This is a genomic window from Pseudomonas sp. WS 5071, from assembly GCF_012985765.1.
GTDB classification, from domain to species: Bacteria; Pseudomonadota; Gammaproteobacteria; order Pseudomonadales; family Pseudomonadaceae; genus Aquipseudomonas; species Aquipseudomonas lundensis_A.
The window spans coordinates 1-23,784 of record NZ_JAAQWY010000043.1 but is presented as its reverse complement, the minus strand read 5'-3'; the positions used below and the strand labels follow the sequence as shown (position 1 = coordinate 23,784).

29 protein-coding genes and 1 pseudogene are annotated in these 23,784 nt (G+C 59.0%); 26 read left to right on the top strand and 4 right to left on the bottom strand.

Going from position 1 to position 23,784, the window contains the following annotated elements:
* Positions 1-232 precede the first annotated feature (232 nt).
* On the bottom strand, positions 233-1,261 hold the full coding sequence (locus HBN61_RS20895) for an FUSC family protein (RefSeq protein ID WP_170047815.1): 1,029 nt from the start codon (positions 1,259-1,261) through the stop codon (positions 233-235).
* Between the two features lie 13 nt (positions 1,262-1,274).
* Positions 1,275-2,414, bottom strand: a complete 1,140-nt coding sequence (gene lldD / locus HBN61_RS20890; protein WP_169837206.1) for an FMN-dependent L-lactate dehydrogenase LldD — start codon at positions 2,412-2,414, stop codon at positions 1,275-1,277.
* A gap of 132 nt (positions 2,415-2,546) precedes the next feature.
* On the opposite strand from lldD, the gene HBN61_RS20885 reads away from it, so the two are divergent.
* The gene (locus HBN61_RS20885; RefSeq protein WP_137187506.1) at positions 2,547-3,422 is read left to right on the top strand and encodes a LysR family transcriptional regulator; all 876 of its coding nucleotides are present in this window, start codon (positions 2,547-2,549) and stop codon (positions 3,420-3,422) included.
* 174 nt (positions 3,423-3,596) lie between these two features.
* Here the strand turns inward: HBN61_RS20885 and HBN61_RS20880 are convergent.
* Positions 3,597-4,067, bottom strand: a pseudogene (locus HBN61_RS20880) (IS5-like element ISPa41 family transposase); the annotation flags it as partial.
* Positions 4,068-4,127: 60 nt separating this feature from the next.
* Here HBN61_RS20880 and HBN61_RS20875 point away from each other — a divergent pair.
* The 3 genes from HBN61_RS20875 (at position 4,128) to HBN61_RS20865 (ending at position 5,893) form a co-directional block, all read left to right on the top strand.
* Positions 4,128-5,278 (top strand): IS3 family transposase gene (locus HBN61_RS20875; RefSeq protein WP_169837205.1). Its coding sequence is split into 2 segments (ribosomal slippage): positions 4,128-4,362 and positions 4,362-5,278, totalling 1,152 coding nucleotides; the frame shifts between segments, so codons are not numbered across the junction.
* A complete protein-coding gene (locus tag HBN61_RS20870) occupies positions 5,271-5,480 on the top strand; it encodes a hypothetical protein (RefSeq protein WP_169837204.1) in 210 nt (69 codons plus the stop codon). Before HBN61_RS20875 ends, HBN61_RS20870 begins: the two co-directional genes overlap by 8 nt.
* Positions 5,477-5,893 (top strand): hypothetical protein, encoded by a 417-nt coding sequence (locus HBN61_RS20865; protein WP_169837203.1) that lies wholly within the window; start codon positions 5,477-5,479, stop codon positions 5,891-5,893. Before HBN61_RS20870 ends, HBN61_RS20865 begins: the two co-directional genes overlap by 4 nt.
* A gap of 7 nt (positions 5,894-5,900) precedes the next feature.
* Here the strand turns inward: HBN61_RS20865 and HBN61_RS20860 are convergent, their stop codons facing one another.
* Positions 5,901-6,548 (bottom strand): LexA family protein, encoded by a 648-nt coding sequence (locus HBN61_RS20860; RefSeq protein WP_169837202.1) that lies wholly within the window; start codon positions 6,546-6,548, stop codon positions 5,901-5,903.
* Between the two features lie 100 nt (positions 6,549-6,648).
* Between HBN61_RS20860 and HBN61_RS20855 the strand changes: the two genes are divergently transcribed.
* From HBN61_RS20855 to HBN61_RS22740, 22 genes are all read left to right on the top strand, one after another.
* Positions 6,649-6,870: a hypothetical protein gene (locus tag HBN61_RS20855; protein ID WP_169837201.1), complete on the top strand. Its 222-nt coding sequence runs from the start codon at positions 6,649-6,651 to the stop codon at positions 6,868-6,870.
* Positions 6,871-7,203: 333 nt separating this feature from the next.
* On the top strand, positions 7,204-7,722 hold the full coding sequence (locus HBN61_RS20850) for a phage regulatory CII family protein (RefSeq protein ID WP_070413142.1): 519 nt from the start codon (positions 7,204-7,206) through the stop codon (positions 7,720-7,722).
* Entirely contained in the window at positions 7,715-7,933 is a 219-nt protein-coding gene (locus HBN61_RS20845; protein ID WP_169837200.1) for a TraR/DksA C4-type zinc finger protein, read from the top strand. The genes HBN61_RS20850 and HBN61_RS20845 overlap by 8 nt, the downstream gene beginning before the upstream one ends.
* Entirely contained in the window at positions 7,923-10,139 is a 2,217-nt protein-coding gene (locus HBN61_RS20840) for a virulence-associated E family protein (RefSeq protein ID WP_169837199.1), read from the top strand. The genes HBN61_RS20845 and HBN61_RS20840 overlap by 11 nt, the downstream gene beginning before the upstream one ends.
* Positions 10,132-10,491, top strand: coding sequence for a PA0613 family protein (locus HBN61_RS20835; RefSeq protein WP_169837198.1), 360 nt, complete (start codon positions 10,132-10,134; stop codon positions 10,489-10,491). The genes HBN61_RS20840 and HBN61_RS20835 overlap by 8 nt, the downstream gene beginning before the upstream one ends.
* Positions 10,492-11,001: 510 nt before the next feature.
* Positions 11,002-11,340 (top strand): phage holin family protein, encoded by a 339-nt coding sequence (locus HBN61_RS20830; RefSeq protein WP_047275720.1) that lies wholly within the window; start codon positions 11,002-11,004, stop codon positions 11,338-11,340.
* 164 nt (positions 11,341-11,504) lie between these two features.
* Positions 11,505-12,113, top strand: a complete 609-nt coding sequence (locus HBN61_RS20825; RefSeq protein ID WP_170047814.1) for a terminase small subunit — start codon at positions 11,505-11,507, stop codon at positions 12,111-12,113.
* A gap of 3 nt (positions 12,114-12,116) precedes the next feature.
* Entirely contained in the window at positions 12,117-14,135 is a 2,019-nt protein-coding gene (locus tag HBN61_RS20820) for a phage terminase large subunit family protein (protein ID WP_170047813.1), read from the top strand.
* A gap of 2 nt (positions 14,136-14,137) precedes the next feature.
* Entirely contained in the window at positions 14,138-14,344 is a 207-nt protein-coding gene (locus tag HBN61_RS20815) for a phage head-tail joining protein (protein ID WP_170047812.1), read from the top strand.
* Complete coding sequence (locus HBN61_RS20810; protein ID WP_169859438.1) at positions 14,345-15,829, top strand: phage portal protein; 1,485 nt, start codon at positions 14,345-14,347, stop codon at positions 15,827-15,829.
* Positions 15,826-16,965 carry a head maturation protease, ClpP-related gene (locus tag HBN61_RS20805; RefSeq protein WP_170047811.1) on the top strand — a complete coding sequence of 380 codons (1,140 nt, stop codon included), beginning with the start codon at positions 15,826-15,828 and terminating at the stop codon, positions 16,963-16,965. Before HBN61_RS20810 ends, HBN61_RS20805 begins: the two co-directional genes overlap by 4 nt.
* Positions 16,962-17,306 carry a head decoration protein gene (locus tag HBN61_RS20800; RefSeq protein WP_047275417.1) on the top strand — a complete coding sequence of 115 codons (345 nt, stop codon included), beginning with the start codon at positions 16,962-16,964 and terminating at the stop codon, positions 17,304-17,306. The genes HBN61_RS20805 and HBN61_RS20800 overlap by 4 nt, the downstream gene beginning before the upstream one ends.
* Positions 17,307-17,369: 63 nt before the next feature.
* Positions 17,370-18,365, top strand: coding sequence for a major capsid protein (locus HBN61_RS20795; protein ID WP_170047810.1), 996 nt, complete (start codon positions 17,370-17,372; stop codon positions 18,363-18,365).
* Positions 18,366-18,367: 2 nt separating this feature from the next.
* Positions 18,368-18,688: a head-tail joining protein gene (locus HBN61_RS20790; RefSeq protein ID WP_170047809.1), complete on the top strand. Its 321-nt coding sequence runs from the start codon at positions 18,368-18,370 to the stop codon at positions 18,686-18,688.
* On the top strand, positions 18,685-19,350 hold the full coding sequence (locus tag HBN61_RS20785; RefSeq protein WP_170047808.1) for a hypothetical protein: 666 nt from the start codon (positions 18,685-18,687) through the stop codon (positions 19,348-19,350). Before HBN61_RS20790 ends, HBN61_RS20785 begins: the two co-directional genes overlap by 4 nt.
* Positions 19,343-19,852, top strand: coding sequence for a hypothetical protein (locus HBN61_RS20780; protein ID WP_170047807.1), 510 nt, complete (start codon positions 19,343-19,345; stop codon positions 19,850-19,852). Before HBN61_RS20785 ends, HBN61_RS20780 begins: the two co-directional genes overlap by 8 nt.
* A complete protein-coding gene (locus tag HBN61_RS20775) occupies positions 19,849-20,412 on the top strand; it encodes a phage baseplate assembly protein V (RefSeq protein WP_170047806.1) in 564 nt (187 codons plus the stop codon). The genes HBN61_RS20780 and HBN61_RS20775 overlap by 4 nt, the downstream gene beginning before the upstream one ends.
* A gap of 56 nt (positions 20,413-20,468) precedes the next feature.
* Positions 20,469-20,690, top strand: coding sequence for a hypothetical protein (locus tag HBN61_RS20770; RefSeq protein WP_262498820.1), 222 nt, complete (start codon positions 20,469-20,471; stop codon positions 20,688-20,690).
* Positions 20,691-20,696: 6 nt separating this feature from the next.
* Positions 20,697-21,023: a GPW/gp25 family protein gene (locus HBN61_RS20765; protein ID WP_170047805.1), complete on the top strand. Its 327-nt coding sequence runs from the start codon at positions 20,697-20,699 to the stop codon at positions 21,021-21,023.
* Complete coding sequence (locus tag HBN61_RS20760) at positions 21,020-21,907, top strand: baseplate assembly protein (RefSeq protein ID WP_169859444.1); 888 nt, start codon at positions 21,020-21,022, stop codon at positions 21,905-21,907. The genes HBN61_RS20765 and HBN61_RS20760 overlap by 4 nt, the downstream gene beginning before the upstream one ends.
* Complete coding sequence (locus HBN61_RS20755) at positions 21,904-22,506, top strand: phage tail protein I (RefSeq protein ID WP_094988828.1); 603 nt, start codon at positions 21,904-21,906, stop codon at positions 22,504-22,506. Before HBN61_RS20760 ends, HBN61_RS20755 begins: the two co-directional genes overlap by 4 nt.
* Positions 22,503-23,784 (top strand): phage tail protein (locus HBN61_RS22740; protein ID WP_262498819.1); only part of this gene is annotated, 1,282 nt, incomplete at its 3' end. The genes HBN61_RS20755 and HBN61_RS22740, both read left to right, overlap by 4 nt.

Sequence of the window (23,784 nt, the reverse complement as noted above, 5' to 3'; positions counted from 1 at the left end):
CCGACCTCGTCAGACATTGGGCTGGAAATTCCCTGTTGAAGTGTTGACGGATCATCTGCAACTGCTGGCAACCAATCGGCTCAACACTATCAACTGACTGTTGCACTTGGAACCTGAGGCCGCCGTTCAAGCGCAGGGACAACCTGGACCTGTGCAAGCAAGGCCGCATTGGCGAGTCACCGGTGTGTGAAGGTCGGCGGTAGCGCAATGGCAAAAGAGACGGCACGTTCCTTTACGGTTCAGCCGTTTGCCAGCGAGGAAAAATCACAAGCGAAGCAATGATCGCTAAAAGTGCACCACCGGTGCTGTAGAGCATCCGTAAAAATACCAAATCGAGCTCAGATCCTCCTGACTGGCCAATCTGCGCGACCAGAATGAAATGGGGAGTGAGGAACATTAAATAGCTGATGTGGCTCACAGAGCGCCCAGCCAGGGTGCCAATAGAGACAGGCAGTATCAGTGCAGCCAACAAAACCGGATCATGGATTACGTAACCAAGAACGGCAGCAATGGCTCCCCCCAAGAAGGTGCCACCGACGCGTTCCAGAGACATCTTCAACGTTGAAGACATGTAGGGTTGCATGATCAGAAACACCGTGAGGGTCATCCAGTAGCCGTAATGCAACGACCACAATTGAACCATCCAGACTGACAGGGCTCCCGACAGCGCTACGCGAAGACCATGCAGAAAGAGGTTAGATTTGGGTGTGAAATTTTCTCTGAGGGCCGACCATAAAACTGGCGGCTTAACAGCATCAGATTGATCGCTCTGACACCATTGGAACAGTAATGCGGAGCCTGTAGCCCATAAGCTGCCGTAGAGAAAGTAACGTGCATAATCCAGTCCCTGGGCAAAGTCCTTTGCCGGGAATGCAGTGGATACCGCAAATGCCGTCGCTGTCAGCAAAGCAGGAATGCTGATGCGCGCGCCGCAAACCTGGGCGTAAGCACCCGCAAACGCGAAGAGGGCCGACAGCACTATCGCCAGCGGCGGCCATTCCATCGTCCAGGCACCTAGCCCTGACGCCACGGCGCCGGTCATGCCGAAAACCAGGCCGACAATACAATCTTTTGCGGACTTATTGTCCGGAATCGACAGATAGCTCCAGAATGCGGCAATCGCTGACCAACAGAACAAAGAGTTGTGCAAGCGAGCCGCGAGGAGCGCCGGCACAGTACAGACAATCCCACCACACACTACGTAGCCAATGGGCACATTGCGTACCGCTTGCAACATCTTAACGCTCAGTGATTGCGACATGATCGAACCTTCACTACTCAACTGAAACCAGTGCGGTTCGATCGATCTTGTCAATCGAGGTCACCCCCGTGAGCGTCATTGCCACGCGCATTTCTTTCGAGAAGATATCCAGCATATTCTCGACCCCGTGCTGTCCGTCGGCGGCCAGAGCGTAAACCGTCGAACGCCCCAGCAGGCACGTCTTGGCGCCTAACGCGAGCATACGCACAACATCCAGCCCGGAACGAATGCCGGAGTCCACCAGCACCGTCAGGTCATCGCCCACCACGTCGGCAATGGCAGGCAAAGCCTTGGCGGTGGACAGCACACCGTCCAATTGGCGACCGCCGTGATTGGAGACCACGATGCCATCAGCGCCAAAACTGACTGCGTCCTTGGCGTCCTGTGGATCAAGGATGCCCTTGATAATCATCGGGCCCTTCCAAAACTCGCGGATCCACTCCAAATCCTTCCAACTGATGGAGGGGTCGAAGTTATTGCCTAACCAGCCAACATAATCTTCCAGGGTGGTGGCTTTGCCCATGTACTTGGAGATGTTGCCCAAATCATGCGGGCGACCGAGGATACCGACATTCAACGCCCAATCCGGCCGAGTAGTGGCTTGCAGGATGCGCCGTGTAGCTGCGAATGGACCGGACATGCCCGAGTGGGCATCACGGTAACGAGCGCCTGGTGTCGGCATGTCTACGGTGAACACCAGCGTGGTAACGCCAGCTGCTTGAGCGCGCTCCAGGGCATTACGCATAAACCCGCGATCCTTGAGCACATAGAGTTGAAACCAGATCGATTGCGGACTCTGGGAAGCAACCTCTTCAATCGAGCAGACCGATACTGTGGACAGGCAAAAGGGGATGCCTTTCGTGGCCGCAGCCTTGGCCGCTTGCACTTCACCACGACGGGCGTACATACCGGTCAGTCCAACGGGGCTGAGGATGATCGGCAGACTCTGTTCCTTTCCAAATAGCGTCGTCTTGAGACTCAGGCTGTCAACATTTCTCAAAATGCGTTGACGCAAGCTGATGCTGGCAAGGTCAGAGCTATTGGCCCGCAGTGTGTGTTCGGCATAGGCGCCGCCGTCGATGTAGTCGAATAGAAATCGCGGCAACTTGCGTCTGGCAGCTTCGCGATAGTCGGACGCCGATGAAATAATCATTCTCTACAACTCCTATGTGTCTAGAAAATTTCAGCGACGCAGGAGGTTGCTGAATGGATTTCACGATAAGGGTTTGTTGATCATGATAAAAACAACTTTTCCTACTCCAAATAAGTCGCTATTGGAATACACATGAATCTCAGAACGCTGCGAGTGTTTGTAGAAGTGGTGCGCCAGGGAGGGTTCTCACAAGCCGCTGAGGTGGTGTCTTTGACTCAGTCTTCAGTCAGCAAGGCGGTCAGAACGCTCGAAGATGAACTGGGAACACCACTCTTGAACCGTATCGGCCATAAAAGCGAGTTGACGGCCGCCGGTGAGATTGCCTTTCGACGCGCACTGGTTTTACTCGCAGAGCGCAACGATCTGATCGCAGAGATCAATGAACTGCGGGATCTGAAGGGCGGTACGCTGCGGATCGGCTTACCCCCTGTAGGCTGCGGGGTGTTGTTCGCTCAGATGTTTGCCACTTATCGCAGCCGCTATCCGAGGGTGAATATAGAACTGATAGAGCATGGGAGTAAGAAACTGCGTGAGTGCCTGGAGGCCGGAGAGGTGGACCTGGCTGCACTACTGATTCCGATCGATGAAACGTTCGCTTATCAGCAAGTGCGTAACGAGCCCTTAGTGGCTGTACTGCCTGGCGCCCATTCGCTTTCGCGACGCAAGCGGATCAACTTCAGTGATCTGGCGGATTCGCCATTCATCCTCTTTGAGGAGGGGTTTGCACTTAACGCATTAATAATGGCCGCATGTGATCGAAGAGCGATTGTGCCCCGGGTGACAGCCCGCAGCGGGCAAATTGATTTCATCGCCGACCTGGTAGCTGCTGGTTTGGGGGTAGCATTTTTACCGCGAATGCTTGCGCAAAAACATAAACATGCGGGCATCGCTCTGGTACCTCTTGATGAGCCAGATACGGATTGGAACATCGCACTGGCTTGGCGCGCCGGTGCGCATTTGCCTCCGGCTGCTATAGCGTGGTTAGAGCTGGCCAAAGAGCTGAGATAGTCCAACAAGATCCAATACCGCAAAGCGAACGACCGCGATGGGCGTTTAAGGATGCTCCGATCAACTTGTCGTGCAGCCGCGGCAAGTTGCAATTTTCCAGGCACCTACAGCGTCATTGGACGAAAAGTGACCGAAAAATCATGTACGGAGAGCTTTTTCGACCGGTTCTCCGTGTTAAACGCGAACCTCACCCATACCCATGAGCTGTTTTCGAACCCTCCACAGGTTTGCCAGGGCGAACAGCGTGGTCAACTGAGCCGTGTTTTTCATCAGCCCACGAAAACGTACTTTCACGTAACCAAACTGCCGCTTGATCACGCGAAACGGATGCTCGACCTTGGCCCGTGTCTGAGCCTTGCAGAACTCGATCTTGCGCTTGGCTTTGTACAGTACGCTGCGCTGGTTCAGCTTGGAATAGGTGCTGCGACGCGCTGCAATCTGCCAGATCACCCCCCGATTTTCATGCTCTTCGCGCCTTTCGACACCGGTGTAACCGGCATCTGCATACACGGCGTTTTCTTCGCCATGCAGCAGTTCAGCCACCTGCGTGACATCGGCCACATTGGCAGCGGTGCCATGGACGTGATGCACCAGGCCGGACTCGACATCGGCACCGATGTGCGCCTTCATCCCGAAGAAATACTGAATCGCCCCTAGTTTCGTAGACACCTCCAAGCCTTAAAATGAGGCCCATTAGGAGGTGCCATGAGCAACCAGCGATATCCCGAAGAATTCAAAATCCAGGCGGTCAAACAAGTGACCGAAAAGAAGCTTCCTGTCTCGGAGGTGGCTGCACGATTGGGTGTGTCCGTGCACAGCCTCTATGCCTGGGTTAAGCGCTACACCAAGCCCCAGGAACAGCGCGTTGAGGAGGATGATCAGAGCGCTGAGGTTCGTCGTCTACGGGCCGAGCTGAAACGGGTGACGGAGGAGCGAGACATCTTAAAAAAGGCCGCCGCGTACTTTGCCAAGGAGTGCGGCTGAAGTACGCCTTTATTAAGCAGCAAGCGGGTCATTACGCGATTCGACGGCTTTGCCTGACGCTCAAGGTTCATCCCAGCGGCTACTACGCGTGGCTATCAGAACCAAAATCTGCGCGAGCCAAGGACGATCAGCGACTGCTTGGACTGATCAAACACTCCTGGTTGGAAAGCGGTGGTGTTTATGGCTATCGCAAGATCCATGATGACCTGCGAGAGGTTGGTGAGAGCTGTGGCCGTCACCGGGTAGCTAGGTTGATGCGCCTTGAAGGTTTACGTTCTCAGACTGGGTATCGACGGAGGCCGGGAAAATATGGCGGTAAACCAGCCGTTGCCTCACCGAACTTACTGAAGCGCCAATTCGATGTCAGAGAACCCAACAAAGTCTGGGTCACAGACATTACCTACATCCGAACATATGAAGGCTGGCTGTATTTGGCCGTGGTGCTCGATCTGTTTTCACGCCAGATCATTGGTTGGTCAATGAAGTCGCAGATGACCAGCGACGTAGCCATTGATGCACTGCTGATGGCGGTTTGGAGACGTAAGCCGAAGCAAGAGGTGATGATCCACTCGGATCAAGGCAGTCAGTACAGCAGCTCAGACTGGCGAAGCTTCTTGAAAGCTAACAACCTGGTAGCCAGCATGTGTCGTCGAGGTAACTGCCACGACAACGCTGTGGCGGAGAGCTTTTTCCAGCTGCTAAAGCGGGAGCGGATCAAGCGTAAAATCTACACTACACGCCAGGATGCTCGGGATGATGTGTTCGATTACATCGAGATGTTTTACAACCCAAAACGACGCCACAGTTTCAACAATCAGCTGTCACCGGTAGAGTTTGAAAAGCGTTACGCAGCGAGCCTGGAGAGTGTCTAGGAAACCCGGGGCGATTCAGGTTGATTTTGACGACGTCTCGGCATATATGGTCGACAAAGGTGTAGTTAACTCTATCCTTGATGAAGAGTTTCGTTTGATTCAGGCGGAGTCTATTGATGCGGTATCAACACATTTTTCTAGTAAATTCGAGAAGTTGCTAGAGCTTGAAATGAGTGAGTTATCTGTAGAGGATTTGATATGACGGCGCATTGTTTAACTGAGGTCGATCATACAATAATTAAATTTACTGAAAAGCGCTCATCATTTCAGGTGAATAATAAGAATAAAAGAGCGGTAGTGCGTCACAAGGTTGACGGCTGCTTAATTACGGTTGGGAAGAAGTGTGATTGGTTGTTGGTTGATAAGCTTACTGGTAACGAAATTTATATTGAGTTGAAAGGTTCGGATGTGGATGTGGCTCTGAAGCAGTTGTGCGCGTCAGTTGACGTATTAGGGCAGAAAGGGACTAAAAAGTTTGGTTATATTGTTTGTACCCGAAGCCCTATCTCCTCTCCCGCAATTCAGAAAATGCAAAAGGCTGTTATGAAAAGCCATTACTTGAATTTACGTGTCAGAACAGTTTCTCATACTGAGGAGATAGAGCAACTTTTATAGTCGGTTTTTAAAGGTCAGAAATCTTCCACCTAGCCCGCCCACAAATACTCCACTCTTCAGTCATCCGGATAATGCGCTCTGGCCAATCAGGGTTGAGCGCGTATAGATACATCTCATTCCCTTCCTGCTTTAGTTGTTTCAACGTCGTGGCTTCGTCGCGGGTGCGTTTAGCAGCCACAAAATGACCTGAAAAAGCTTCCAGAGCCGGATCTATCACTACCTTATCACCCTCCATGAACTTGGGTTCCATGCTGATGCCTTCGACGCGAAGAATGAAGGCGCGCGGTCCAACCGGCCCTGGCGCTTCTATCCATTCCTCTGCATCGTTGGGATCAAAACTCTCGTCAGATGAGCACCATGATCCGGCTGCTATTGATCCGATCACAGGCAATTTCCTGCCGGTGTAGCCCAAGACAGTGCCGTTGTCGAAGTTCGCATAGCCATGTGGTACGTCAAGAGAGCCATTGGGCAGGTTAAGAGCTCGTTCAATTTCTCGCGCAATTTGGTCGCCAATCCCTTTAGTTGGGTTCCTTCCGCCAAACGCGCTCACTTGCGCAGGCGCTTTGCCTAGCAGCTCGGCAATGTCGATCAGGCGTAGTTTTTTCTCGGCCAGGATCTGGCGGAAATTGTGCAGGCGGGTATCTGAAATTCTCATGCGGCGATTGTGCCCAGATTAACCTATGGGGTGAATGTCCTCTTGGGTATTGCAATAGTTAACCTTTGTGGTTAAATTGTGTTTCCCGGAGGTACACCACATGAAATTGCGTGACTACATTGACAGCCTGGACTCTGAAGCACTGCTGGCTTACGCCGGCCGCTGCAAGATTGCGGTGAATTACCTGCGCTTGCATGTGAAGTACGCAAGCAAAGACCCAAGCGTCTCGCTAATCAAGTCTTTGGCTCGTGAAAGTGAGCGCTGTGTATCGCTCGCAGAAGTGCTTGATCACTTCGGCGTGACGGAAAGCAAAGCGGCATAGAAAGAAAAAAGGCGACCCATAAGGCCGCCCAGTTCCTCCCGACACACACCACCACAGTGCTGTCGGGTCGCGGTAAAGGTAGGCGGGCACACCACATGCTAAACCACCTCCCTTTAACCGCGCTTTCCAAGGCTCGGAAGCCTTGGGTTGCTGCCTTCTCCACCACAGATCTGGCAGCTGTTGCGCCAGAGGTGAGCGACGGATCGCTCGCCTCGGCACGGTGCCGGTTTTGGTCTAGTGGACCGAGCCGGCTTTTGGGCCCTTTCAAGCCACGCGGCAAATGTACCACCACTGCACGCCGCGCGGCACTGGCAACATTCAAGGATTAATGCCATGAGCCGTATTGCTCTGAGTTGCATCCAGCGGGCGCGTCGGGAAATCCTGCCGCTCGATTTGGCGCTGTACCACGCTGCACGCGACTACCCCGGCGGCGCTGCTGCCATTGCCGCCACCACCGGCCGTAACCCCACCACGCTGCAACACAAACTGTCCCCGACCCACCCAAGCCACACGGTGAACGTTCAAGAGTTCGCGGAGATCCTGGAGCTGACCAAAGACCGCCGCATCCTGGATGCGGTGCACGCATTGGTGGGCGACACGATCTGGCAGGAATTGGCCGAGGCCTACACAGATGACATGCCCGAGACGCTGACCACCGGCCTTGCGGTGTATTTCCGTCAGGTTGCGGATTTGGCCGACACCTGGGCCAAGAGCATTGGCGACGGCGTGGTCAACGACAGCGAATTGGCCGAGATCCGCCTGCAAGTGTTTCGCGGTATCCAAGGGCTGCTGGGTTTGTTCAATCGTGCCTGCTACGTCAACTCCACCACGCGAGGTGGCGACCGTGGCTGACATCGCTGATTTTGCCAACGACCTGGTGCAGGAACGTATCGATCAAGCCCTGGCGGCGCGTAAGGCGTTGCGGGTGTTTGAGTCTTTCGAGTTCTGCGTGGATTGCGACTCGGCCATTCCCTTGGCGCGCCGCTTGGCCGTCACCAGTTGCACACGCTGTGCAGCCTGCCAACAACTGAATGAAAAAGTAGGTACTCGTTATGCTCGATGACGTTCTCGGTCAATTCGCTGACCACGGCCTTGAGCCTGCGCAACCGCTGACTTTCGGTAAACTCACCCGCTGCAAGACTACGCAGGACAAGGGCAAGGAGAAAAACGGCTGGTACGTGATCCATGAGCACCGCACCGAGAAAAACGAAATTCTGATTTTCGGCAGCTTCGGTGATTGGCGCACGGGCGACAGCAACAAGATCAAAGTAAAACCCGGGCGCATGAGTCAGGAGGAGCGCGACGTGATGCGTGCTCGTCAGGAAGACGCCAAGCGACGTGCCGCTGAGGTGGCCGCCAATGCCGCTCGCCGGGCTGCCAATCGCGCGGCGTTCTTGTTCAAACACATGCCGGAAAAGGGCCGCAGCGCCTATCTGGAACGCAAGCAGATCATTGGGATGCGTGTACGTTATGCCCCTCGCACCGGGGCATTGCTTATCCCCATGACCACCGCGCGTGACCAGATCGTCGGGCTGCAAGTGATCTACCCCGAGAAGCAGGCTGATACCGGCCGCGACAAGTCCTATTGGCCGCATGGTATGTCCAAAGAGGGCGCCTACCACCTGATAGGACCGCACCCTGAACCCGGCGAGCCGGTGTTGGTGTGTGAGGGCTACGCCACCGGCGCAAGCCTGCACATGGCCACCTCGTTTGCGGTGGCCATTGCGTTTGATGCAGGCAATCTCAGCGCTGTGGCCAAGGCCATGCGCGAGCGTTTCCCCGGCCGTGCCTTGATCGTGTGCCGCGACGATGATTGGAAAACCAAACGCCCCAACGGCGAGCCCTGGAACCCCGGTGAAGAAAAGGGCAGCAACGCGGCCTTGATCGTCGGCGGCCAAGTGGTCGGGCCGATCTTTTCAGGTGAGCGCGACATCAAGTGGACGGACTTTAACGACCTGCATTGCGCCGAAGGGCTGGACGCGGTGCGCCGTCAGGTATTGGCGGTGGTCAAACCGCCGGCAGCCGGTGGCTGGAAAGACCAACTTGCCCGCACTGAGAACGGCTCACTGATTGCGCACATGCAAAACGTCGAGCTGATCCTGGGGAACGATGAGCGCTGGGCCGGGGTGATCGCCTTCAGCGCATTCAGCTCAAAGATCGTCAAATTGCGCACGCCGCCGTATGGCGGTGGCACCGGTGATTGGGGCGACATCGACGACATCCGCGTCATGAAGTGGCTGGCTCAGCAATACAACCTGCGCGTCAAAGCCTCCAGCGTGATCGAGGCCGTCAGTGTTGTGGCCCACGACCACGCCTTCCACCCGGTGCGTAACTACCTCAATAAACTGGAATGGGACCGCGTGCCTCGCCTCGACACGTGGCTGAATACGGTTATGGGTGTAGCCCAAAGCGGCTACAGCGCCAAGGTCGGCAAGCGCTGGATGATCTCGGCCGTGGCGCGTGTGATGCGCCCCGGCTGTAAAGCGGACTCGGTGATGATCCTTGAAGGCGGGCAGGGCGAAGGCAAGTCGACGGCCATGAGCATTCTTGGTGGTGACTGGTTTATGGACACGCCGTTTGCCCTGGGCGACAAGGACGGCTTTCAGGCGATCCGGGGCAAATGGATCATCGAGCTGGGCGAGCTGGACAGCTTCAACAAGGCCGAAAGCACCAAGGCCAAACAGTTTTTCTCCGCGTCCACCGACACCTACCGCGAGAGCTATGGCCGCAGAACCAATGATGTGCCACGCCAGTGTGTGTTCGTGGGCACCACCAACCAGGACGAATACCTCAAAGACGCCACGGGCAACCGCCGTTACTGGCCGGTCGCGTGTACCAAGGTCGACCTGGAGCAACTGCGCGAGATCCGCGACCAGCTGTGGGCCGAGGCGATGTTCTGTTACGAAGCAGGCGAGATCTGGTGGGTCAACCGCGACGAAACCGCGATGTTCTCCGAAGCCCAAGATGAGCGCTTTGTGGTGGATGAATGGGAAGGTCCGATCCTGAACTGGCTGGAAGAATCGCAGATCGGTGAAACCACCAGCGGCAGCGAGGTGTTGGCCAGCGCGCTCAAACTCGACTTCGGCCATTGGGGCAAGCCTGAACAAATGCGCGTGGGCGCGATCATGCACCGGCTCGGATGGCGACGTGTGCGCCTGCCAGCATTGGCTAAAAGCGGGCAGCGTCCTTGGGCTTACAAGAAGCCCCAAGGTTGGGGCGGCGCCTCGGCCTTGCAGGTGCAGAAAGTCGAGGAGCCTTGCTTTGATTAAGCGCATCGACACCTTGCTCAAGCTGTGGGCAGAAGACCTGCACAGCGAATCACCCGAGGGCACGGGCAGCGGCAACATGATTGCCATGCTGATGGAAACCAAGGGCGAGCTGATACGTGGCACGCGTGGCAGTCGGGTGTTGCTCGACGAGTCGGCGGACATCGAGCTGATCGTCAACAAACACCTACCGCCGCAGTTGTCGGTGTTGGTGCGCGAGCACTACTGCAACCACGACAGCTTCTTGTCGCAGAAGTACACCCATTGCGGATGCAGTCGTGAGACGTACTACCAGCGGCTGCACCAGGCCCATGAGTGCATCGCCAGCCTGTTGCTCGGGAAGCGTGCGGCGTGATGATTGCATCGAACACCTTTATGGCCCGCCTTGTCCCGCTGCTTTGTGTTGCAGTGGGTCAGGCGCAGGCCGCGCTGTTGTTGGGCTGTCCCACCGTCCCGCTTAAAAGTGCCTCCCGCCCATGTGAGCGCAGCGGGCAGACATACGCGCGCTTCACGCGCACGCGTGTTTTTATAAATCTCTCTTTATACGAGGAAAAGGTAAAAGAAGTAGGACAGTGGGGCACAGCCTTTGATTTAGGTGCTCTCCCTTGTCCCACCTCGAATGTGAACAGTGGGGCAGGGCAGACAGGCCCCAAAAGCGTTAGCCGGGGTGATGTATTCCCCGACATTCGCGGGGCATTCACCCGCCTAACCCACTTATTCACCGGTGGCATTAAAACCCGCTTGCTGCCACCGGAATCCACCTGTAAAAAGTAGCCATCTTCGATAGGTGCGACCGCAGAGAGCGGCAGGCACCCACCACTAAACCCGGCCCTTGCGCCGGGTTTTTGCGTTTATGGGGCAGGCGATGACAACAGAGCAACAAGCGTTAGCTGATATGCCGATCTGGTTACTGATCGTCCTCTCCATGATCGGCGGGGTGTCCGGCGAGATGTGGCGGGCGGACAAGGACGGGGCGCGAGGCTGGTCACTGGTGCGGCGGTTGGTCTTGCGTTCCGGTGCCTGCGTCGTCTGCGGGTTGTCGACGATGATGCTGTTGCACGTCAACGGCGTTTCACTTTGGGCGTCTTCGGCACTGGGCTGCCTCACGGCCATGGCCGGGGCGGATGTGGCCATCGGACTTTATGAGCGTTGGGTTGCCAAGCGGCTGGGTGTTTGTGACGTGCCGCCATCGGATCGCTCGTAATAATCCCCCCATGTTCAGGACCTGCCGGGGACCCTGGGGAATTTCCATGGGTACGGGGCAGGAAACCCGCGGGAAATCGTTAGCCGCTGGGCTGGCAGCTTATTGAAATTCAATCCATTGAAATTGAAAGGCTTGCATTGAAAAGCCGTTGAAAAGGAGGGCTTGTGACAGACCCCATCTTTCTGTCGAAGAGCGCCTTTGCGGCTCACATCGGCAAGGCGCCGAGTTACATCACCTGGCTTAAAGACAACAACCGGTTGGTGCTGTCGGATGACGGCAAGCGGGTGAATGTCGACGCCACCGTCGCATTGATTCGCGACACCGCCGACCCCAGCAAGGCCGCCGTCGCAGCCCGGCATCAAGCGGATCGTGTGCAGCGCGACGTCACCAGCCAGCTATCCCCGCTGGTCGAATCCACGCCGAGCATGGCTGCGCCGCAGCCCGCCATCGGTCCCGCTGGCAAGCAACCTGACTTCCAAAAGGCCCGCGCCCACCGCGAGTACTTCTTGGCGCAATTGGCCGAGGCAGAATTCCACAAGGTGCAGGGCTCGCAGGTCGAGCTGGAGGCCGTGAAAACCGGTGCCTTCAACGCGGGCCGTTTGCTGCGCGATCAACTGCTGGGCATGCCACCGCAACTGGCGCCCGAGTTAGCCGCCATGACCGACCCGTGGGAAATCGAACGCCGCCTTACCGCTGCGATCCGCGCTTCGCTGGAAGACGCCGAGCGCATGTCCTCGGCTGACCTGGTTCACGCCCTCAACCACAAGAGTTAACCCATGCACACGGAAATACCGAACGGTGCAGAGGTGTACCGCGAGGCGTATTTCCGTGGGCTACGGCCTGACCCGTCGCTGTGGGTCGACCAGTGGGCCGACGAATACATGCGCATCCCGCGTGACACCGGCGCCGCCGAGCCCGGCCAGTACCGCACCTCGCGCACGCCGTATGCGCGTGAGCCCATGCGCTGCCTGTCACCGGCTCACCCTTGTAAGCGCGTGGTCACGATGGTGGCCTCGCAGTTGATGAAAACCCAGATCGCACTGAACTGGATTGGCGGTCTGATCCACATGGTGCCGTCCAACATCCTGACCCTGCTGCCCAGCCTCAGCTTGGCCAAGCGGGTGTCGTCGCGGATCGGCAAGACCATCAAGGCCACGCCGGTACTGCGGGAGCGCGTGGCCGCGACCCGTTCGCGGGATGCGCGCAACACGATGGACACCAAAGAGTTTGAAGGCGGCTCGCTGTACGTCACCACAGCCGGTTCTGCGGCCAACTTGGCCGAGCTGTCGGCACGCTACATCTACGGCGATGAGATCGACCGCTGGGACGCGGACGTGGGCGAAGAGGGCGACCCTATCGAACTGGCTGAAACCCGGGGCAGTACCTTCGGCCGAAACGCCAAGTTCTACTTCTCCAGCTCGCCGACGATCAAAGGCGCGTCGCGCATTGCTGACCTGTTTGAGACCAGCGACCAGCGTTACTACTACGTGCCGTGCCCGCACTGCGGCCACATGCAGGTACTGGAATGGGAAAACCTGCACTACTCGGCCGATTACAGCGTGGTGCATTACCAGTGCGCCGCACCAGATTGTGACGTGCTGATTGAAGAACACCACAAGGGCCAGATGCTGGCCCGTGGCGAATGGCGCTCACACGCGCAGGGCGACGGCGAAACCATCGGCTTTCACCTCAACGCCCTGTATTCACCGCTGGGCTGGATGGACTGGCCGTCGCTGGCCAAGCAATTTGAGAAGGCCAAGAAGGCGCAGAGCCGGGGCGACCTGGAGCCCATGCAGGTGTTCTACAACACCCGTCTGGCCAAGGTCTGGGACAGTGCTCAGGAACAAACCAAAGCCACGGTATTGAGAGACCGCGCCCGCCTTGAACCCTACGGCCTCGGCGCTATGGTTCACTGCGTGTTGATGCTCACCGCATCGGTCGACGTACAAGCCAACCGTCTGGAGCTGATGGTGATGGGCTGGGGCGTGGGCATGGAGCGCTGGGTAATCGACTTCCAGATCATCTGGGGCGATCCGGCAGATGAGCGCACATGGGCCGTGCTCGATGAAAAACTCAAGGTGCGCTACCCGCACCCCTGCGGCGTAGGCTTGGGTATTCTCGCCACCGCCGTCGACTCCGGCGGCCACCATACCGACGAGGTCTACCAGTTCTGCCGCGTGCGCCGGTGGCGCAACATCTTCGCTATCAAGGGCGCAAGCAAACCGGGTAAACCGGTTATCGCTCAGCGCCCTTCAATGGTCGATGTGACCTGGAAAGGCCAGACCGAACGCAACGGCGCTGAGCTGTGGTTCGTCGGTACCGACACCGCCAAGGACTGGATCTACAACCGCTACCCGTTCGAAGACGGACCGGGCGCCTTGCACTTTGCCAACGACTTGCCGGACGAATTCTTCGACCAGTGCGTGGCCGAGCGCAAGGTGGCGCGGTACGTGCGCGGACACAAGCGCATCGAGTGGGTGAAGGGCAAAGCCGAGCGTAACGAAGCCCTCGACCTGATGGTGTACAACCTGGCGATGGCGCATTACCTGGGCCTGAACCGCTACAAGGAACACGACTGGGAACGCATCCGCCAAGCCTTGGCACAGGCCGGTTTATTCGATGAGAAACCGGTACAGGCCGAGCGTCTTACCGCGCCGGTCGCAACACCTGCACCGCCCGTGCAAACACCGGTTGAAACGGCTCCACCCGTTGCCACTTCGGTCGCCCAAGCGCAGCCGGTCGCACGACCCCCACAACGTCGCAGCTCCAGCAGCGGCTACCTCAAGAGACGCTGATTATGTCCTTTACCCCAAAGCACCTCGACGCCGTTGAGTCGGCCATCGCGCGTGGCGAGAAAACCGTGCGCTACGCCGACCGCACCGTGGAGTACCGCACGGTCGATGAGCTGCTCAAGGCGCGCGACCAAATCCGCAGTTCGCTGGTCGCCGCCACGGGGCCGCGTTCGCGGGTGATCCGGCTGTACCACGCAGGCAAGGGGCTTTAAATGGCGCGCCAGTATCCAACCCTGACCCGCAACGGGTTTCTGTTGCCCGAGCGGATCAAAGCCAGTTACGAAGGGGCCGGTGAGGGCAGGCGCTCGGCCAGTTGGGACGCGCCGGACATCGGCATTAACAGCCTCAACACCCCGGCCTTGCGCAACCTGCGCGCCCGTTCGCGCTCGGCGGTGCGCAACGATCCGTATGCGTTCAACGTCATCGACAAACGCGTCAGCAACCTGATCGGCACCGGCATCACCCCGCGTCCCAAAACCGAAGACGATGCCCTGCGCAAGTTGCAGCAAGACCTGTGGGATGACTGGGTCGACGAATCAGACGCCGATGGCCTGACCGACTTCTACGGCCAGCAGGCGTTGATCGCCCGCACCGTGGAAACGGCCGGTGAATGCTTTGTGCGCTTGCGGCCTCGCGGTCTGGACGAGGATCTGGCAGTGCCGTTGCAGCTCCAGGTACTGGCCCCGGAGTTTGTGCCACACGACAAATTCGAACCGTGCAAAAACGGCAACAGCATACGCGCCGGGATCGAGTTCAACCCGGCGCACAAGCGCGTGGCCTATCACATGTACCGCGTCCACCCGCGTGATGCCTCGTCGCTGAACGCCGGTTACAACCAACTGGTGCGCGTCCCGGCTGAACAAGTGCTGCACATCTTTGAACCTGTAGAACCCGGCCAGTTGCGCGGGGTGCCGCGTTTGGCACCGGTGCTTAAACGCCTGCGCAGCCTCGACAACTACGACGACGCGGTTTTGTTCCGTCAGGAAGTGGCCAACCTATTTGCCGGTTTTATCTCGCGGCCACCGCCCGAAGCCACGCAACAGCCGCGCGACCCGGTCACCGGCTTGCCACTGACCGAAGACCGCGATGGCTTCACCCCGATGGTCGCGCTGGAACCGGGCACCATGCAGGAACTGGGGCCGGGCGAAGAGGTGGAGTTCTCCAAGCCGCCGGATGCGGGCAACAACTACCCGGACTTTATGCGCCAACAACTGATGGCCGCAGCCGCCGGGACCGGCACGCCGTACGAAATTCTTACCGGCGACATGCGCGAGGTTAATGACCGGGCGTTACGGGTGGTGCTCAACGAGTTCCGGCGCCGTCTGGAGCAACTGCAATTTGGCGTGTACGTGCACCAACTGTGCCGCCCGGTGCGGGCGGCGTGGCTGGACATGGCCGTGCTCGCCGGGCGCCTGACACTGGTCGACTACGCACAACGGCGCCGTGAATACCTGCGTACCCGCTGGGTGCCGCAAGGCTGGGCCTACATCCAGCCGGTGCAGGACATTCAGGCGCGAATGATGGAGGTCAACGCGGGCTTCAACTCCCGCAGCGAAATGGTCCTGCGTCAGGGCTACGACGCCGAAACCGTCGACGAAGAAAACGCCGCCGACCAAAAACGCGCCCGCGAGCTGGGCCTCAACTACAAAACGCTCGTCGAGCTGCCCACCGAACCGGCCGACAAGGAGACGCCATGAACAGGCTACGCATTTTCAACAAGGCGGCAGACCCCGCGCCGCCGCAAAACAAACACTGGTACAGCCTCAAGGCCAGCGGCGAGGCCGAAGCCCGCAGCATCGAGGTCTACGTTTATGGCGAAATCGGCACCTGGGGCATCACCGCCAACCAGTTTGTGCGCGATCTGGCAGCCATGGACGACGGCGTGTCGCCGATTGTGGTGGCGTTCAACAGCATCGGCGGCGACCTGTTCGACGGGTTGGCCATTCACAACGCCCTGTCGCGGTTGGGCGAGCGCTGCACCGGGCGGGTTGATGCGCTGGCAGCCAGCGCGGCCAGTGTCGCGGTGTGCGGGGCACACAAGGTGGTGATCGCAAGCAACGCGATGCTGATGATCCACAACCCGTGGACTTACGCGGCAGGCGATGCCGAGGATCTGCGTAAGGTGGCCACCGCACTGGATCAGGCGATGGAAGCCATCATCGCGGCTTACAAATCCAAGGCTCCGAACATCGATGAAGTGGAACTGCGACGGTTGGTCAATGCTGAAACTTGGCTCACCGCGAGCGAAGCGGTGGCCTTGGGGCTTGCCGACGAAGTGGGCGAGGGCGTTAAGGTCAAAGCCTGTCTGGGGCAGGGCGGCGCGTTGCAGCGTTATCAGCATGCGCCGCAAGCCTTGCTGGCCCAGCTTGAGGAGCCGCCAGTACAACCGCTAGAGCCGGAGCCGGAGCCGGAGCCTGAACCTAAACCAGAGCCGGAAAAACCGCCCATCGTTGATTCGGCCAAGCTGGCTTTATTGATCACGCAAAGTTGCAACACCGCCGGGATCAGCAACCTGATCGAACCCATCATCAGCACCACCAAGCTGGCCGACGAAGCCACTGTCAACGCCGCAATCACCAACGCCAAGGCCGTGCGCGACCTGTGCGTTGCGGCGCGGCTCCCGGAGTTCACCCAGCAGTTCGTGGCGTCCGGGCTGACCGCCGAAGCGGTGCGCGGTCGCCTGTTCGACAAATTGGTCAGTGGCGGCGGGTTTGAGATCGACAACAGCCTGCCGATCAACGACGACCCTGCGCCCAAAACCCAGGCCAAACAACCTGACACTAACGCGATCTACGCGGCCCGTCGCGCCGCCCAGACAGGGGTAAAAGTATGACCATCAAACACGAGCCGATGCACGCGGGCGAATTCTTGCTCTCCGAAGGTGCGGGCAACATCTCCCGCGAAGCCATCAACGTGGCCGCTGGCCCGGCCCTGAATCCCGGTCAGGTATTGGGGCTGGTGACTGCTTCGGGCGAGTTCGCGCCGTACGTGCCGACCGCCGAAGACGGCAGCCAGACCGCCGTCGCCATTTTGTATGGCCCGCTGGGCGAGTCCGACATCGTGCGGCGTGGCCGTGCGGTGGTGCGCCTCGCCGAAGTCAGCGAAGCGCACCTGACCGGCCTAGATCCCGAGGGCGAAAAGTCGCTGGCTGAACACTTTGTGATCGTGCGTTAAGCCGACCATCTCTTTACTGCACCCCGCCATCGAGCGGGGTTTTTACTTTCTGGAGAGTCCCCAATGGCCGACATCGCCATCTTTGAAGACGATGCGTTTTCTGTTTCGTCGCTGACCGCTGCCATCAACGAACAACCGTACCAGCCCGGCCGCCTGAGCAGCCTTGGCCTGTTTCAGGAAGAGGGCATCACCACCCTCACCGTACAGATCGAAAAGGACGGTGACACCCTGGCCCTGGTGCCCGCCGGTGAGCGCGGTACCTCGGGCCTGATCGTCGGTGCCAGCAAACGTACGTTGATCCCGTTCAACACCGTGCACCTGCCGGAACGCTTCACCATCAAGGCCGATGAGATTCAGGGCATCCGCGCCTTCGGTACCCGCAGCGAATTGCAGGCCGTGCAGGACGTGGTCAATGCGCGACTGTTTAAAGCGCGTCGCCAGTTGGACGTGACTCACGAATTCCAGCGCGCCGGTGCGCTGAACGGCCTGATTCTGGACGCTGACGGCAAGACGGTACTGTTGAACCTCTACGACCGCTTTGGCGTCAAGCAACAGAAAATGTCGATGGGCTTGACCATCAAGGGCACTGACTTCCGCGTTAAATGCGGTGAAGCCTTGGACATGCAAGAGGATGCGCTCGGCAGTGTCACCAGTACCGGCGCCCGTGCGTTCTGTGGCAAGAATTTCTGGAACAAAATGATGGGCCTCGAGGAGATTAAGGCCACTTACCTCAACTCCGCGCAAGCCGCCGCGCTGCGAGGTGATGCCCGTGAAAGTTTCGAATACGGCGGCATCATCTGGGAGCGCTATCGCGGCAAGATCGCGAGCGTGGCGTTCGTCCACGACGACAAAGCCCTGCTCGTACCCGAAGGCGTGCCCGACCTGTACATCTCAGCCTTCGCCCCGGCCGACTACATGGAAACGGTCAACACCCAGGGCATCCCGTACTACAGCAAGATCGAGCCGATGCCGTTCAACAAAGGCATGGCCGGCGAAGCACAGTCCAACCCGCTGCACATCTGCACCCGACCGCGTGCGCAGATCCTGCTGGAGCTGTAAGCGTGGGCATCCGCGATCTGGTGGCCGACATCGACAGCGTGATCTTCGACGTGCTGGCCGACACCGGCCACATCGAAGGCCGCGCCGAGCCGGTGCTGGGGATGTTCTCGGCGCCGTGGAAACAGCCGCAGATCGGGCGTCTGAACACGGCCATTCGTGAGCCGCACTTTGTGGTGCGGGTGGCGGACTCCGACGGGCTGAGCAAAGGGTTGAAAGTCACCATCGACCTGCCCGCGCTGGACGGTGGCGGCGATTACGACCTGTTGCAACTGGAGCCCAGCGGCGACGGGCTGGTGTCGTTGATCTTGAGGAAGCGCCCATGAGCATCGGCAGTTTCAGCGAAGTCAAAAAGAACAGCGGCATGCTGCACATTCAGGCCTCGGCTGAGGATCTGAAAGCGTTTGCGGACTTGGCCATCTTGATGCCTAAGGCTGCCGCCAAAGCTCAGCGACGGGCGATCAACAAAACGCTCGGTTGGTTGCGCGGAAAAATCGCCAGTAATGTAGGTAAGCAAGAAAAAATTGCAGTGAGAGCCGTGCGGCAGCGTTTGATCACTTACCCGGTGAAAGGCAGTGCAATGCGCGGCAAACTCTGGTTCGGCATCAACCCGCTGGAAGCCAGCCGGGCAGGGCGCGCCCGTCAGACCAAGGCGGGCGTGTCGGTGGCGGGGCGGCGTTATCAGGGGGCTTTCTATAAGAAGGTGTATGGCAATCAGGCTGACGTGTGGATTCGTACCGCGAGCAAGCACTTCAACCCGGCTGATTATCCCGATAGCCAAGTCACCTCACAGACGGGGGCCAGCTCCGGGTTTGTCGGTGAAAACAGTGACCGCTTCCCGCTGGCTAAAGCCAAAATCTCACTGGACGCCGTGCGCCCGCACTTCGACGCCTGGAGTCGCAAGGCCGACGAACGCTTGATGCACGTCCTCAAACAAGAAATGAACTTCGAACTGCAAAAATACTTGAAGGGGACGCGCCGTGCCTGAGCAGCCGTTTAGCCTAGACCTGCTGTATCAGGCCATCGAGCAGCACCTCCAACAGCACTTGCCGGGCGTGCAACTGGTCAGCTTCTGGCCGGACATCCAGCAACACATCCCGCTGCCTGCGGTGTTTCTCGACATCGCCGAGATCGAGCCCGGTACCGATATCGGCACCGGTGAAACCACCCTGACCCTCACTTTTGAAGCGCGGGTGATTGTCGACGTGATCCGCGCCGATCACTACCCGCAAGCCGTGCACCTGGCCACCCAACTGGCGGTGCTGCTGCGTGCTCAGTCGTGGGGTTTGCCGGTTGAACCGGCCGAGTTTCAGCGGTCGAGCCAGGACTGGACGCGCCCGGAACTGGACGGCTACACCGTATGGCTGGTGGAGTGGACGCAGACCGTTTACCTCGGTGAACAAGAATGGCCATGGCCTGATGAACCGCCGGGCACCTTGCTGATCAGCGTCAACGATGAAGACCACGTCGCCCCCGAGGATCTGCCATGAGCTACGCGAGTGCTGAACATGACCGCATGATCGCGGCCCTGTTGATTCCTTGCTACGTGGTCGCGGTGGATTTGGCCGCATCCCCTCCAGCCTGCAGGGTCTCCACCGGCGACTGGACCAGCGCCTGGGTGCGCTGGCACAGCGTGGCAGCGGGCAAGGCCCGGCACTGGCGCGCACCGAGTTTGGGTGAGCAGGGCGTGCTGTTTAATCCCAGCGGACAGGCGGGCATGGGCACCTTTGTGCCGGGCTTGTACGGCGATGCAGGCGCACCCCCTGACAACCGTGACCACGTCGAGGTGTGGCGGTTTGATGATGGCGGTTCGCTGGTCTACGACTGGCAGGCCAAGCGCTACACCATCACCTTGCCCAGCGGCACCGTGGCCATCGCGGTTGGCGGAACCTCGGCGGTGGTAACGGACAGCGCCGTAACCGTCACGGCAGGTGCTATCGACCTGATCGGCCCGGTCCACATCGACGGCCCCCTCAAGGTCACAGGCGATATCACCGGTCTCGGTAAAATCATCGACACCGGCGGCAACACCCCGAACCACAAGCACTGACCCAACAACTTCACTCAACCCGCCAAGTGCGGGTTTTTTAATGCCTGGAGCAAATCATGAGCAAAACATCCGACGAAAAAGTCACCGACCCCATGGCGCCGGTGCTGCAAAAAACCACCCCGTCCGCAACTTTCCGCGACAAGGTCTACACCTCCCGCACCCTGATCCTGCCCGGCGGCGCCACGCTTGGGGTCGCCAAAGGCCGCGCCACGGCGGTCGACGATCAGCAGTTCCGGTACCTCAACACCCACCCGGATTTTGAACGCCTGACGGAGTAACCCGCGATGATCGGAATGGATCGCCACACCGGCGCGGCCCTTTCCGGCGTCGAGCATTTGCGCCAATCCATTGCCGACATCCTCACCACCCCGGTGGGCAGTCGGCGCATGCGCTCAGCCTATGGCTGCCAGTTGCGCCGGTTCGTCGACATGCCGATCAACGCGGGCTGGAAAAGCGCGGTACAGGCCGAGGTCGCCCACGCGTTGAACCTGTGGGAGCCGCGTTTCAAGCTGCAGTCGGTGCGGGTGTCGGCGGTGCTCGATGGCGTGATCACTTTTGAACTCAAGGGCCTGTACCGGGGCGAGGGCGTAGCAATGGAGGTGAGCGCATGAGTACCGTGGACCTGTCGGCATTGCCGACCCCGGAGGTGTTGGAGTCGCTGGACTTTGAAGACGCCTATCAGGAAGAACTGGCGGTGTTTCGCAGCTATATGGGCGACAACTGGAACGCGGCGTTGGAGAGCGATCCGGTGGTCAAGCTGCTGGAGCTGGGCGCATATCGGCGGCTGCAGATCCGGGCGCGGATCAACGACGCGTCCAAGTCGCTGCTGTTGGCCTACGCCCAGCGCACCGACCTCGATCACCTTGCCGCCAATGTGCGGCTTAAACGGTTGGTAATTCAGGAAGCGGATCTGCAAAGCGTGCCGCCGGTGCCGCAGGTGATGGAACTGGACGACGCATTACGCGAGCGTATCCAGCTGGTGTACGAGGGCCTGACCACTGCCGGGCCGCGCAACAGCTACATCCTGCACGCGCGCAACGCCTCGGCGCTGGTGGCTGACGCGCAGGCCGAAAGCCCGAGCCCGGCCCACGTGGTGGTCACCGTGTTGCATCTGGAGGGCAACGGAGTGGCGGACCAGCCGCTGCTGGACAAGGTGCTGACCCACCTCAGCGATGAAGACATTCGCCCGGTCGGGGACCGGGTCACGGTGCAAAGCGCCGAGGTGCAGGAATACCGCATTGACGCGGTGCTGCACATGACCGGGGCCGGTTCGGAAAACGAAGCAATTCTGGCTGAAGCCACCCGGCGCCTCGCGGCCTGGATCAACCCGCGTCGGCGCCTTGGCGTAGAAATCTCCCGCTCGGCCATTGATGCGCAACTGCACATCACCGGCGTCAGCCGCGTGGACTTACCCGGTTGGATCGACATCCCCCGGGCCAAGCACCAAGCCGCGTACTGCATTGGTTTCAACGTGACCCAAGGCGGTGCCGGGTGAGCCTGCTGCCGCTCAACAGCACCCCGCTGGAGCGGGCCATCGAAGCGGCGACTGACCACAACCCGGTGGTTCCGATCCGCACCCTGTACAACGCGAAAACCTGTCCGGCGCACTTGCTGCACCAGTTGGCGTGGGCGTGGTCGGTGGACCGCTGGGACAACCGCTGGAGCGAGCAGGTCAAGCGCGCAGCCATTGAATCAGCGTTTTTCATCCATGCCTACAAGGGCACCATCGGCTCCCTGCGTCGTGTGGTTGAGCCGCTGGGTTATTTGCTGGAAGTGATCGAGTGGTGGCAGACCTTGCCGCTCGGCGTGCCCGGGACGTTCGTGCTCAAGGTCGGGGTGCTGGAAACCGGCATTACCGAGGAAATGTACCAAGAGCTGACAGCGCTGATCGACGATGCCCGGCCTGTCAGCCGACACATGAGCGGCTTGGCCATTAGCTTGGAAACCAGCGGCACGGTCTTTATCGGCGCAAGTGTGTATGAGGGCGACGAACTCAGCGTGTACCCGCCGACCCAGCGTGACATTGACGTCAGTGGTTACTTGCCGTTTGGCGGCCGCGAACACCATATCGATACGATGGACATTTATTCATGACCGACCAAAACAGCCAGTTTTTTGCCATCCTCACTGCCGTTGGCGAGGCAAAACAAGCCAATGCCGCAGCCTTGGGCGTGCCGTGGACCTTCGCCCAAATGGGTGTAGGAGATGCCAAGGGCACTGATCCGATGCCCGACAGGCTACAAACCAAGCTCATTAATGAGCGGCGCCGTGCGCCCTTGAATCAGGTCAAGGTTGATCCCAAAAATGCCAGCATCATCATTGCCGAGCAGATTATTCCGGAAAACGTAGGCGGCTGGTGGGTTCGGGAAATCGGCCTGTATGACGCAGCTGGCGATCTGGTGGCCATTGCCAACTGTGCCCCCACCTTCAAGCCGTTGCTGACTCAAGGATCGGGGCGCACGCAAATTATTCGGCTTAATTTGATCGTCAGCAGCACGTCAAACATCGAGCTGAAAATTGACCCTTCGGTGGTTCTGGCGACTCGCGAGTACGTGGACAACTGGTTCACCAACGTACTGCCCCCCACCCGTAAGGTGGGTACTTATACCAAGGTTGAGATCGACGTTCGCGGGATCGTGGTTGCAGGCAGCAACCCAACCACCCTGAAAGATTACGGTATCACCGATGCCTTGCCCCTTACGGGCGGAACACTGACGGGCGCGATCAACCTGGCCGATGCCAAAAGCCTCTACATTCGCACGGTGGAGGGTGCGTCATGGGCTGCAGGTGTCATCGCCGGGCAGTTGGGGGGAGAGAAGGCCGGGGTAGGCTTTCTCGGAAGTTACGACCGTGTAACGCGGGTGTTTATGGCGTTGGGTCCAACGCCTTGGATCAATGGAAATGGTATTCGGGTTTCTGCTGATGGCGTGGAAATCGGCGGGCCGATCACAGGTGTTGGATCGGGCCTTACAGGCATCATGTATTCATCGCTGACCGGAACACCTAATTCACTGGCAGGCTATGGCGTTGCATTTGCCAGTCAAAACGAGGCTGAAACAGGGGCTGACACCAACAAGCCGATGAGCGCGTTGCGGGTCTTTCAGGCCATTGCAAAGAAGGTGGTGCAAGCCACCGAAAGTGCCCTGGGTACGGCGGGTCTGGCGACTCAGGTGCAGGTGAATGCTGGCACTGACAACAGCACCATCGTCACCCCCAAAAAGCTGCGCTGGGGGTTTCAGATTGTCATTGGACGTACTGGCTACATCATCTTTCCGAGTTGGCTAAACGGCTGGATCGTCCAGTGGAGTGCGGCTGTATCGCTTACCGGCTCCACCATCAACACCACCCGTTTTCCCATTCCGTTTCCCAATG